Genomic DNA, 12002 nt, shown 5'->3' with positions numbered 1-12002 from the left:
TGATTTATCGGATTTTTTCATGGCCTTTCCATATCCTGATTGAATTGTGCGTTGCATTGGGGGCTCCTGCTTCAAGCAGTTTGTGATCAGAATCCCGAGCAGTTCGCGAATACCCGCCAGGCGAGACATTCGACGCAACTCGGATGGCGAAGTAATTCCACAGACAAGAGCATTCATGACATTCGATCCTGCATCGTGCGCGCAACTCAACCGGGTCCGCAAAGCACTACCGCTTGCGGAGTTTGGCTGCGTAAACGCATCGTTAAATTCGGGTTGGCAGGTGAATTACATTGCTCTGCCAGGTGAGTCGGGGTACAAACCGACCACGGGTCTGTATTTGCAGACCGCCGGTCGGTTTGCAAGAGGAAAGTGTATGAAATCTACCAAGCGAAAGAACATGCCGCCCGAAGAACGGCGTGCTCAGCTGCTGGGGTGCGCGCAGATGTTGTTCTTTTCCAAAGGCTTCGAGGATACGACCATACAAGATGTGCTGGATATGGCGAGCGTCTCAAAGGGCGGGTTTTACCATCACTTCAAATCTAAAGACGAGTTGTTGTTCGGCGTATTGGACGGAATGGCAGAGGGTGTCTTTTCGCAGATGGCTGTTGTTGCCTCTGATAAGACCTCCTCTGCGCTCAACCTTTTGCACAGCTTTATCCACCTGCGGGCCAACTACTTACGTGAACATGACTACCCTGGTCAGGTTGAATTTTTCCGGGTCATGAATCAGGACAAAAACATGGTTCTGCTTGAACAGTTCAAGCGCAGGGTCAGAACCGGTGCTATGCCCATCCTGACCGGGATCATTCAGAAAGGCTGTGATGAGGGTACGTTTACTGTCGCAGATGTTGATACTGCCGCAGAACTCATTTTGTTCCAAAGCACCTTTATTGATCTCGCGCTGTTGCGCGCGATTGATGCACGGGGATCTGACACAGCCGATCATGCCGCGGAGAAGTTGCAGGCGGCAATCGACATGCAGTTTCTCACACTCGACCGCATTCTGGGATTGCCGGACGGGACAACGGATTTCGGCTGGCCAGAAGCAGTGGAGGTTACCATGGCAACTGTGCCCGCAACTCCTCCATCGGCAAACTAATCTGGCCTAGACAGCGATTAGGAAGCTAATAGACAAATGGCGACAATAGTACTGCTAAATGGCGTCGGAAGCGTTGGGAAAAGCTCTGTCGCAAAAGCGCTCCAGAACATAACCAGACAATCGTTTTTGCATGTTGAAATGGATGCTTTCCTTGCAATGTTGCCAAGTCGCCTCGAGGGCCAGCCAAACGGGCTGAGCTTTGAAGAGAGTGTCGAAGCCGGGAGGGTGACAACCTTTGCCAGAACCGGGCCCATTGCTAAGCGTGCACTATCCGGAATGCGCCGGTCAGTTGCCGCGATGGCAAGTGTCGGGAACAACCTGATCGTTGACGAGGTGCTGTTTGGAGATACGGAGTCTGGGTCAGCGAGCGCAGTGTCTGAATATCGGACGTTACTGGAGCCATATGATTTTTACATGGTTGGGGTTTTTGCACCGCTGGAAACCCTTGAGGAAAGGGAACGAAATCGCGGAGACCGAAAGATCGGACTATCCAGATGGCAATTCGAGCGCGTCCATGAAGGTATGACTTATGATCTGTCTATCAACACCGCAAATACATCCCCGCAAGTATGCGCCGAGCTGATAAAAGCAGGCTTGAAACTGTGATTTTCGCAGGTGTGCCTCTGGTCGCACTGAACACGTCAATACAACCACCAGAGCGTCTGAACATCTGCCCTACGCTTGAACAATCCAATGTCTCTAAACGTGTGGTTGGAAATGACGAACGCACTTCGCGCCGTACCGAATGTCTCTAAATTGGCGGCAGGACGGAGACACATGTCCTGGAAGTTACCCTGATGAGCGTTGACAGCTTTACTCGAAATTTTAGACGGAACTGCCTTATTTTTCCGGCGCAAACTTACACACTCATCAGCGATAACATTGCATAGCAACTTCATCCGAGAGTTGCCCGGAATTCAATCCGAAAACTACATCGCGAAAACTCGCCGTTGCTAGATGTTTAGTCCTGGCATCTGTTGGATCAGATTAGTTTGAAGCGTCGTTTTCGCCATAGCCCGAGATCATGACGTCGTTGATTGTGCTCTGAACGACAAAGTAGGCACGGATTTCCTCATCTGTGAAACGTTCAACAAACTGCGTCATACGAGCCATCTCTGTCGAGCGTATCCCTTCAATCACCGCTTTGCTCTCTTCTGTGAGGCGATAGAAATTTGAGGTTCGGTGCTGAGGGTTTGGGATGCTTTTCAGAAGTCCCCGTGCAACAAGATCCTTAAGCAAGCGCCCGACCAACTGTCGCTTCACTTGTAGAATCTGAGTGATTTCAGGGGCTGTTGCCTGTTGAACCGCCAATAATACCTCGAGAATGGCGCGTTCTCCGACACTAATGCCTGTGCCGTCCAGGTCTGCTTCGACGCGTGCGGTGATGTTGCGCAGCAAGGGCCTCGTCAACTGCATCCCGGCATACAGCATCTCAGTAGGCGACATTTTATCTGTGTCATTTGCCATTTGCGGGTTTCCCTTGCGTTATTTGTCAACTCAGTTGACAATAATATTCTAGCGACCTATTTACCCGACATGGCCCCAAAACTCCAGCGGCGGAACCAACTGATGCCTGATGACAAGCGTGTAACACTGCCTGATCCAAGATCCCGGAACCCGCTTGTGTTTCGGGATGGCACTCATGATCCCGCGACAGTGTTTTTGTCGGAGGTCATAGATCATCCAAATATCGATGTCGGTGACTGGACATACTACAATGATCGCAGTCTACCGGACGACTATGCTGAAACCTTGGCACCTTACCTATATCCGGGAGCACCGGAGAGGTTGAGTATTGGTCGTTTCTGTCAAATTGCTCAGGGTGTGCAATTCATTACTGCGACTGCCAATCATCCGATGACGGGTATCTCAACATTTCCATTCGCCGTCTTTGATCGTGAACGGATCGGAGGCTACCGGAATTCTTTGCCAAGAGGTCGAGACACCAAAATTGGTCACGATTGCTGGATAGGCAGAGAAGCCGTGTTGATGCCCGGTGCAGAACTTGGATGTGGTGTGATCGTTGCTGCAAGAGCCGTGGTTCGCGGAAAAATTCCAGACTTTGCAGTTGTCGCTGGAAACCCGGCAAAGGTCATTCGGATGCGGTTTGAACCGCCGGAAATTTCCAAACTCCTCGAGATCGCCTGGTGGTATTGGACTCCGGAGAAGATCGCAAAAAACCTGCATTTGATTGAGCAGGGCGATGTCGCTGCTTTGACAAGATGCAACGAAGATAGGGCTCTAGAGTAAAAGCCACTTCAGCTAAGTCCAGGCAATATAACTCCAGTTCAACTACGCAGAAATGGTGCTGCATTCTTGCGGGTTTCGACCCGTTACAGATCAGTGTTGCCTGAAGCTGGGCCAGTCCTAAGGGCGCTTGCGCCAACAACCCTAACAAACATTTTGACCACCAAAAGCGCACGACGACACGTCGTGCCAAGACAAGAAAGAAGAAGACATGAGAAATACATCAGTAATGATCGCATCGGTCGTAGCTGTGATGATCGCGCCCAGTATCGCGACGGCAGATGACGATTGGGCCGGGGTATACGCGGGCATTCATTTTGGCGCTGCCGACGGTGACCTTTCAAGTGGCTCAGCCAAGTTAAGTGACCATTCAGCAGTCTACGGGTTGCAACTCGGCTACAACTATAGCCTGGCAAACAACTGGATTGTCGGAAGTGAACTTAGTTATAGCACCGCTGAGTTTTCTGCCTTTGGTCCATCAAAAGACATGGACACAACGCGCTTGAAACTCAAAGCAGGATACGGCGTGGGCGCTGCCATGTTCTATGGTGTTCTGGGCTACTCCCACATCGATCTTGATGGCAAGAATGAAAGCGGTGTTACTTACGGGCTTGGGGTGGGCTACAAAGCGACAGAGAGTATTGTTCTTAACGCCGAACTTCTCCGCGACAGCTTTGATTTTGAGTCATCGGGTGCGGACGTAGATGTAGACGTAACCACGCTCCTTCTCGGTGTGTCATATCAATTCTAATCTTGAACCTTTTAGGGCCTTTGAGGCCAAAACCAATTCGGATGTTGGTGCCTGCAATGGAGATCATTCTTTTGCAGGCATCCCCTCTGGCCGGCCACCGGCAATGCAAGTGCGATACTCGCGGCCTGAAGGAATTTCGCTGTGGAACCAAGTTCGATTATTCTATTTTCCGGACTTATTGTCAGTGCTTGCGTATTGGGTGGAGCAATTTATTCCGGCCTTGCGCGCATCGCCGATGCTCTCAATAGCAAGAACCCAAAACGGATCAAAAATGTCGAAGACGGGCATGCTCGATAACCGGGTTGGGTGATTTCATGCGTTCTCCTTCCCGTAAGAGCGGTGATCGCCGAACAGAGCGATGTAGCCATATCGCAAACTACCAAACACGCTAGTTCGAACCTAATAGGTGCACTGCCGTCTCAACCAAAGCGTCTGTGCCTGAGATTATGCCGTCAGCATCAAATTCAACAAAAATACCGGGTGGGATGCCGATACCCTCAAATGCCTCACCTTGAGCGGATATATATTCCTGGTAGGACAGTCCAAGCAACCAACCGTTCGGCAGCGTGAACTCTAGCACATCGGACAATCCGCCAGACGACCTCGTCCCTATGATCGTGGTTTCCGGCCGCTCCCGCATGATCAGTGTAAATATCTCAGCTGCACTTCCGGTCAGTTCGCTAATCAGAACAACAATTGGTTGCGCGAGATTGGGGCCTTGAGCCGGGTGAACTGTGACCTGAAATGGTTCGGAAAACCCTTCCTGTTGCCACGATCTTTTACTAAATGCGGTTACCGGGGTTTGCAGGAAATACTCTGCAATCGCCACCGCTACGCTGTCTGAACCACCAGGGTTATAGCGCACATCGACAACAATCCCCTTGGCATCCTGAAGGTCCATTACAACTTGCTGGAACGCTCTGGATGCGGCTTCGTGTGACGATTGCCCAATAGGCTTCTGCACTTCCATTTCCTTGATCGCGATGTATCCAATGCCATCGGAGTGCAAACCGTAGCGGATTGAGAAACCCTCCAGGCCTTGAACTGGAATCTCTGCCTGGCTCAAAGCGGTCTGCCAGAGGAGCTTGCGGGTCAGCGACGGATTGGCTCTCAGCCAGCTCGGGTCTTCCTCTGGAGAAAAATACCCCTGATCCCCCATTGATAACTGAACATGTCCATCATCGAGCCCGTGCGTTGCCTGCTTAAGCAGAAAAGAAAGCTCAACATCACTGAGGTCATCAGATGAAGGTGCCAGTTCCCTGCGTGTGTCCCAGTCAACATTGTGAAGATCAAAAAATGGATAATGCTCAACCATCGCAGACCAAAAGACGTCAAATGTATGGATCGCGCCACGTTCGGTATGATCAGGTTCGGCACATTCAGAGGGAAACTCGGAACGAGTGTGTCGGATTGGCTCTACGACGCCATCAACGCTAAGTTCCAGCATGTCATTTCGGCGCTCTATTGAGGCGCCCGCAATAAGTTTCACCAGACCCAAATGCGCCGGAAAGGCATACTCTCGAAAGCAACTGACAGCTGTTGTTCTATACACTTCGGCGCGCAGTCTGGTAATGCGCATGACTTGACCGTAGTCAGGAGCAACCCAGGTTCCCAACATTTCCTTGGGAGGCATATTGATAAACCAGGACGCTGCAACAGAAATAGTCCCTGCAACCAACAGTGAAGCAAGTATGCGAGACGTGAGCTTTTTCATCAATTGACAGACCTAGGGGATTTCATACCGACCCTACGAGCTTGGTGGGGTCGATATTCAAATGCAGCGCCACAAACGCGCTATCGATTGCGTGGGTGCTGCTTGGCGGTTCGCTCATTTCCCCTCCGGTAGTTTCCTGTCAAGCGAGCCATTTCCTGTTGCTGACCCTCGAAGTTCAGGTTGCTCATGTCCTCAAGAAACCACTCAGCCTTTTCTTTTCGGAGCGTCGCCGCCCGCTTGCCATTGTGAGTTATGGACACGTCGCCGTTCTTGGATTGTTTGAACGAAAATCCGAGGTCTGTTGAATTCATCTGGGTATTACCTGGCCTGCGTTCTATCTCTGGGGTCATATGGGCTTTATATGACAGTCTCATGTTATTTTGGATCCAATACGATCCAGGTTCCCGCCAGTTACGTCGTTTTGTAGAATTTTTGACGGGCTTCTTGTTCGATGGACAGGCGCATCTGCAAGTCTGCCAATTTGCACATTTCTTTTTTTCTTGCAGTAAGATCCGTGGTTTCTTGATATACTTTCCGTTGCTCCTCCACTGCTTTCTTCAAAACGATTTCGTTTGGCAATACACCCGCTTCCGCCATGATCCCGAAACCAGTTGAAACGATGTTACCGGCGTCGCGCAGTGACAAAGGCTTCCCCTCACCCTTCAGGTTTTCCAACTGCCCTCCCGCTTGTGCTTTGTGGATCTGGTTCTCGATCAGAGTTCGCCACTTCATGGATCTTCCTCCGAAGAATGTCTTACACTGGGCATATATGGATGGAATTGTTATATGTCAACTGAGTTGACGGATTGTATATCAAACTTCCCCGCTTCAAGAATGGGTATTTCCGTAATTGTTAGGTGCGCGCGCCCAAACCGGCGCGCTCACTTTGCTTGGTATTGCCTGGCACTACGGGGTTAGGCGAGTCGAGGTTCGGTAGCTGTAGCAGACACCATCAGCTTTGAACTGTTCCCATGCAAATGGTTGACTTCAACCTGTATGGTGAACTAGTTCGATACACATGATGAAAGCGTTCGACACTTTCAAAGGGTATTATCCTCAGCTAGCATAGCTGCGGACGCTTCACTGTGAATTTTCCGCTGCCCTGACAGCGGTCTTAACACGAAATGATCTCTTGCCAGGCGGCAGTTTTTGAGGTCATGAGATGAAAAACTCGACAGTTGAAAAAGCCACGACATCCGTCGGTATCATCGGTTTCGGCGCATTTGGGCAGCTGATTGCCAAACATTTGAATCAGAAATTCAAGTTGCTTGCATATGATCCGTCACCACACCTGGGAGAAGACGTGTCGAAACTCGGCGTGACACTTGCTTCTCTTGATCAAGCTGCGAAGTGCGACGTGATTGTAATCGCTTCACCTGTTTCAAGCTTTGAGAGCGTAGTTAAATCCATTTCTGCGATCTGCCGTCCAGGTGCGATTATAGTTGATGTTGGTTCGGTAAAAGTTGAGCCCTCTGAGATTATGGATAGGTTTCTTCCAGAATATGTCAGTATCGTCGCAACCCATCCATTGTTCGGCCCGCAAAGCGCCCGCAACGGTATCAGAGGCCTAAAGATCGCTGTTTGTCCAATACGCGGATATCACTATTCCCTTGTCGCAGCTTTTCTACGAAAATACCTAGGCCTTCACGTCATAATGACGACACCGGACCAGCACGACAGGGATGCGGCAACTGTTCAAGGAATTACCCATTTGATTGCTAAGGTGTTGCTGCGCATGGGCCCTTTACCGTCTCGCATGACGACCAAAAGCTTTGACCTGATCTCAGAAGCAATCTCGATGGTACAGCATGACGCGCCGGAGGTTTTTGAGGCTATTGAGAACGCGAACCCCTACGCAAAAGAGGTCAGGCAAAGGTTCTTTGGTTTGGCGTTCGAACTGAGCTCTATTCTGGAAGACAGCGAGAAGCACGATTGAGTAGCTACCTGCTCCCAACTCCCTTCCTCGCGACGATGAATGCGGCCGAACCGTTCTCCGGGCGCCATTTGTGTTCGACGCTGAATCCGAACGCCTGCATTCGCTCAACAAGGATTTCTTGGCTAAGCACACGGATTTTGGGCAACAAACCAATGGCCCCGAGGGCCGGTATGGCGTATTTTTCCATGCCTTCCAGGCAAACTGTCGAGCTGAAGAGCAGGCCACCTTCTTTCAATGAGCCTCGAACCCGCTCCAAGGCTTCGTCAAGATCCAGCACCAGGTGCAGTACCGACATAGCCAATACCGCATCATACTTCTGATCCTTCACCCGAATGGGCCAGCAATCGAACGCACTTACTTCGAAGTTCACGTTCCCAACACCCTGTTCTTTGGCTTTCTCCCGAGCAATTGAGATCATTTCTGAAGAGTAATCGATGGCGTCGATATGAGCGACGTTTGGAGCGTGAATGAGTGCCGTCGTTCCCGTGCCGCAACCGATTTCCAGGAGGCGATCCTGAGGAGAAAGATGCCTCGCGGTAAAGTCGAGCTTGTATTCGTAGGCAGCTTGGTTTCCGACGGGGCGGCGCGCATATGAACGTGCCATCATGTTCCAAAATCGTGGTGGATGGATAAGCATATCTGTTCCTTGGAATAATGTGTTGCAGTCGCGAAGACTTAACTGGCGTCTTGGATGTCGAAGACTTTTTCGAGGGGCTTGTCGAAGACCCGGGAAATCAGGATCGCCAATTCAAGCGTTGGTGAATATTTTGCATTTTCGATGGCAACGATTGTTTGCCGGGTGACACCAACTCTTTCGGCGAGCTCTTTCTGAGTCATTTCGTCGGCGTCAAACCTTAGCCGTCTGATGTTGTTGGTGATCTTGAGTTTTCCCATCGCTCAATACCCGCGCCGATAGCTAACAAACTTGACGATATCTGCCGCAAAAGACCCGAATGCCATGCCGAAATAGATAATATTAAACCCAATCAAAGCTGATGCGTTGAAGGCCAGGGCCAGGACGGCAGAGACAAAGCCTGCACCTGCGAAGACAATGATCGCGAGGCTACCGCGGCGTTCGAACAGTTTGTCACGTTCATCGACGACGAAACTGGGCTTGGGTTCGCGTGTGACAATTGCAAAACCGATATTGAACAAAATTGTGCCAATTACGGTAGCGACGATACCCAACGGGATTAGCCAGATGACCATACGGGCCCAATTGTTGACGGCATCAGGGCCATCGAACATCCCAGAGGCATTCATGTCCAGAAGCCGAAAAACGACGAAGGCACTGACAGCAAGATTCACGAAGATTGAGACGACAGTGTTGCGATCTTGGTAGGTCATATCTGAGGTCTCCAGAGTGCAGCATTCAATCTGCGAGTGTCCAGTATCTAATACATGATGTATGCATTACCATACTCTGTGTCAAATATTCTTTACACATCATGTAATCGCGTTTCTGGCGTTGGCTTTGAGACTGGGCATCTATTGACGCTACCAATTCAGACGTTTGTACGCTCATAGCTCGCGCGATTTGGACTGCAACCAGGCCGCAAGGGACTGCGAATCAAAGTGCTCAAAACAGACTGACTTGGCTCACGACGACTTTATCGCAAGGTTGAGTGATGCCAATTCACACACGTTTTGGCAGAAGGGTCCCGGAACTACGCGGTGAAAATCCAAAAACTTCATTCATGGTCTTGACGCCGAGCATCAGTTTCCCGCAGCCTTGGCTCATGACTTACGTTCGCAACATCTGCCAACGAATATCGGCCTGAGGTCGATACCCCACACGAAACCTGTGGGAGGCAGCATTGGTATGCGGGCGAGGTTTATATCCTTGTAATTGCTCCAGATTAGAGTGCACGAGTCGGTTCGATCCCGACGCCTCCTACCATCCCCTGGAGGCAAAGCATGTCATTGAAATTCAATAACTCTGAAGACCTTAGGGCTGCCGTGGCAGCGGAAACGAAAGAAGGCTTGCACCGGCTCGTTGCCTCGCTGCGCGACAGTGATTTAGACGTAAAACCCGATGTCAGTGCAGAAGCGGAGCACACCCATGGATGACGGGTTCGACTATGACGACATCCGCGGCTCGGTTGAGAAACACCTGGCAAAAGACAATCTGGGCTGGATTCAGATTGTCACGGAATGCTTTGAAGACATCAAAGCTCGTTGTGACAACGAGGAAAAAACATACCCCTCGGTCAGCCAGATCAAACAGAAATATGGCGCGCTTCGAATTTACCTGGGTTGCGCTATTGAAGACCCGTTCATTCAGTCCAGCTTGGAGGAAGCCGTCCGGAAAGCTGACAGGAGTTGTAAGCGCTGCGGCAACGTCTCGCGGCCTCAATGCATCGGCTTCTGGTATGCCAACCTCTGCTGCTGGCACGCCCATGAAGCCGCAGTCGAGCGGCTGAAGAAATTTCCCGAAGCCGGGCTGAACCTACGGTCAAAAAGTGCAGCCCTTCAGTGCCGCAGTTGCGGTTATCTCGGGCAAATTGCCTGGGGTGTGTCCGGCCACAGATGCCCTGCCTGCGTGTCAAAGGGCTGGTGAAATGGGAGGTGATACAACATGGGTAGACGGCGAGGTCTTTGCTCTGGCGGGTTTTGACCACGACAAGGCGGACGTGTTGCGCCGTATTCTAAACTTTGTGGAATCCGGCGACGAATGGCTGTGCGTCAAGCAGATGGTTCTACAGAATGCCAGTGCCGACGATCTTGGGGACGTGCTGCGCAAACGATTCAAGGAAGCCGCGGCCTACTGCGATGAGTCCGAAGACTGGCGGCTAAGCGAGATTGCACGGTTGGAAGAAATTGAACCAACCCTGGCACTCTTTGCCGCTGACGCGGTGAACCAGATGGTGAGCCGGGATATCTGGCTGGATGTCATGCGCATCATCGCTGAGGCCCATGCCAAGGCAAACTCTCCAGAAACCAGAGCTGGCAAGAACGTAACGCTCGCTCGGTATCTCGTCGACAAAAAGGATTTCAGGTATCTGCCGCCCAACCTCCGGAAGGAGATGCCAAAACACATCCAGCAGCTTACAGAATGGAGCGACCAGTTTGCTCGCCTAAGGGCGCTGGCGGATCTCGACAAGCTTCGTTCACTCTCCGACCGGTTCCCACATTGCGATCACGTCATCGAAGGGATTGCCGAGGGAATCGAGCGAGCCTGGGACATGGGTTCGAACATCATTCACATTCAACCAACATTGCTCGTCGGCGAAGCGGGCGTTGGCAAAACAGCTCTGGCCCGGGAGGTCTGCAAGACACTTGGACTACATGTGCAGATCGCCAATGTGGGGGGTAAGTCAGAGAACCATCTGTTTGGCCTCAGCGCTGGCTGGAGCAGCGCACATGCGGGCATCGTCACGGAGGCCGTGGCCACGGCGCGTGTACTGAACCCTGTCATCATTCTGGATGAGATCGACAAAACGCATGCCGGCCGCAACGGGGACATCACTGGTGAACTCCTTGGCATGTTGGAACCGATGGAGGCTCGGAGATATCGGGAAAAATATCTCGCTGCTGATGTGAATGCCGCGCATGTGAGTTGGATCCTGACGGCAAACGATCTGGGGTGCATTCCTGCCCCACTACGCAGCCGTTGCACCATCTATGACATCCCGGTGCCAACGCCGGAGCAACTGCCAGCGGTTATCAGAAGCATGGTAGGCGAGTACGCTGCCGAGCTCGGGCTAAGGCGTGAGTTCTTTTCGCTTGATTTGGGCGATGTGGAAGCTCTGGTCGAGACTTTCAAACAGCACAAATCGGTACGGGTTTTGCACCGGTTTGTACGCGGGCTTCTGCATCAGAAACTAAAGCGCCGGAGATGGAACTGAACCGGGTAATGCAGCCTCCATGAGGAAGCCAGAGCGACCGAGTAATCAGCTCGATGCCTGTGAACAAAGACAACTGAGAGAGGGCCAAGATGCTTAGAATTGTCGTTTATGCGAATCAGACACCAATCGCGGAAGCCAACGCAGGCAACATGTCCATGCTGGCAGACATCAGCGATTACAAGGTGCGGGCGGTAGAGCACGCCGCACCCAAACTCGACATCCCAGCCGCTGATGTAACAGGTTGGGTGAGAGATCACCCACGAAGGACGAGTGTCTGGCATCTGGTCCGCAAGATTGCCGAGTTGGCCGTTGGTGAGGGTAATGCAGCCGACGCGGTGCAAGAAGGTACACCGTCGATTACGGCTAGCAGTTCTGATTGAGGCCGGTCAGTGACCGCTTCAATTCTC

The 12002-nt window shown here is 51.6% G+C and carries 15 protein-coding genes; 9 read left to right on the top strand and 6 right to left on the bottom strand.

From position 1 onward, the window contains the following. The first annotated feature begins 373 nt into the window (after positions 1–373). Entirely contained in the window at positions 374–1099 is a 726-nt protein-coding gene (locus HW561_RS13980) for a TetR/AcrR family transcriptional regulator (protein ID WP_176865774.1), read from the top strand. 36 nt (positions 1100–1135) lie between these two features. Further along, complete coding sequence (locus tag HW561_RS13975; protein WP_176865773.1) at positions 1136–1705, top strand: chloramphenicol phosphotransferase CPT family protein; 570 nt, start codon at positions 1136–1138, stop codon at positions 1703–1705. A gap of 381 nt (positions 1706–2086) precedes the next feature. Here the strand turns inward: HW561_RS13975 and HW561_RS13970 are convergent, their stop codons facing one another. Then, complete coding sequence (locus tag HW561_RS13970; RefSeq protein ID WP_176865770.1) at positions 2087–2566, bottom strand: MarR family winged helix-turn-helix transcriptional regulator; 480 nt, start codon at positions 2564–2566, stop codon at positions 2087–2089. 102 nt (positions 2567–2668) lie between these two features. Between HW561_RS13970 and HW561_RS13965 the strand changes: the two genes are divergently transcribed. Continuing rightward, complete coding sequence (locus tag HW561_RS13965; protein WP_176865768.1) at positions 2669–3349, top strand: CatB-related O-acetyltransferase; 681 nt, start codon at positions 2669–2671, stop codon at positions 3347–3349. A 208-nt stretch (positions 3350–3557) separates the two neighbouring features. Further along, on the top strand, positions 3558–4097 hold the full coding sequence (locus tag HW561_RS13960) for an outer membrane protein (RefSeq protein ID WP_176865766.1): 540 nt from the start codon (positions 3558–3560) through the stop codon (positions 4095–4097). A gap of 388 nt (positions 4098–4485) precedes the next feature. Here the strand turns inward: HW561_RS13960 and HW561_RS13955 are convergent, their stop codons facing one another. Together HW561_RS13955 and HW561_RS13950 are read right to left on the bottom strand one after the other, a co-directional pair. After that, complete coding sequence (locus tag HW561_RS13955; RefSeq protein ID WP_176865764.1) at positions 4486–5811, bottom strand: S41 family peptidase; 1326 nt, start codon at positions 5809–5811, stop codon at positions 4486–4488. A 411-nt stretch (positions 5812–6222) separates the two neighbouring features. After that, the gene (locus HW561_RS13950; RefSeq protein ID WP_176865762.1) at positions 6223–6543 is read right to left on the bottom strand and encodes a DnaJ family domain-containing protein; all 321 of its coding nucleotides are present in this window, start codon (positions 6541–6543) and stop codon (positions 6223–6225) included. Positions 6544–6973: 430 nt separating this feature from the next. On the opposite strand from HW561_RS13950, the gene HW561_RS13945 reads away from it, so the two are divergent. Next, positions 6974–7747, top strand: a complete 774-nt coding sequence (locus HW561_RS13945; RefSeq protein WP_176865761.1) for a prephenate dehydrogenase — start codon at positions 6974–6976, stop codon at positions 7745–7747. Between the two features lie 4 nt (positions 7748–7751). On the opposite strand, the gene HW561_RS13940 is transcribed toward HW561_RS13945, so the two are convergent. From HW561_RS13940 to HW561_RS13930, 3 genes are read right to left on the bottom strand one after another with little or no spacing between them, the layout of a single operon-like run. After that, positions 7752–8384, bottom strand: a complete 633-nt coding sequence (locus HW561_RS13940; RefSeq protein ID WP_176865759.1) for a class I SAM-dependent methyltransferase — start codon at positions 8382–8384, stop codon at positions 7752–7754. A 38-nt stretch (positions 8385–8422) separates the two neighbouring features. After that, on the bottom strand, positions 8423–8641 hold the full coding sequence (locus HW561_RS13935) for a helix-turn-helix transcriptional regulator (protein ID WP_010443208.1): 219 nt from the start codon (positions 8639–8641) through the stop codon (positions 8423–8425). Positions 8642–8644: 3 nt separating this feature from the next. Continuing rightward, a complete protein-coding gene (locus HW561_RS13930; protein WP_176865757.1) occupies positions 8645–9094 on the bottom strand; it encodes a hypothetical protein in 450 nt (149 codons plus the stop codon). Positions 9095–9664: 570 nt separating this feature from the next. Between HW561_RS13930 and HW561_RS13925 the strand changes: the two genes are divergently transcribed. The 4 genes from HW561_RS13925 to HW561_RS13910 all read left to right on the top strand — a co-directional run bounded on the left by HW561_RS13925 (position 9665) and on the right by HW561_RS13910 (position 11975). After that, positions 9665–9817 (top strand): hypothetical protein, encoded by a 153-nt coding sequence (locus HW561_RS13925; RefSeq protein ID WP_176865755.1) that lies wholly within the window; start codon positions 9665–9667, stop codon positions 9815–9817. Then, the gene (locus tag HW561_RS13920) at positions 9810–10307 is read left to right on the top strand and encodes a hypothetical protein (protein ID WP_176865752.1); all 498 of its coding nucleotides are present in this window, start codon (positions 9810–9812) and stop codon (positions 10305–10307) included. The genes HW561_RS13925 and HW561_RS13920 overlap by 8 nt, the downstream gene beginning before the upstream one ends. Position 10308: 1 nt before the next feature. Then, positions 10309–11595, top strand: coding sequence for an AAA family ATPase (locus HW561_RS13915; RefSeq protein ID WP_176865750.1), 1287 nt, complete (start codon positions 10309–10311; stop codon positions 11593–11595). 89 nt (positions 11596–11684) lie between these two features. Next, positions 11685–11975 carry a hypothetical protein gene (locus tag HW561_RS13910; RefSeq protein ID WP_176865748.1) on the top strand — a complete coding sequence of 97 codons (291 nt, stop codon included), beginning with the start codon at positions 11685–11687 and terminating at the stop codon, positions 11973–11975. Positions 11976–12002: the final 27 nt, after the last annotated feature.

It is taken from the genome of Ruegeria haliotis (genome assembly GCF_013377785.1).
GTDB classification, from domain to species: domain Bacteria; phylum Pseudomonadota; class Alphaproteobacteria; order Rhodobacterales; family Rhodobacteraceae; genus Ruegeria; species Ruegeria haliotis.
Note: the sequence above shows the minus strand (reverse complement) of the source record. Positions and strands in the feature narration are given on the sequence as shown.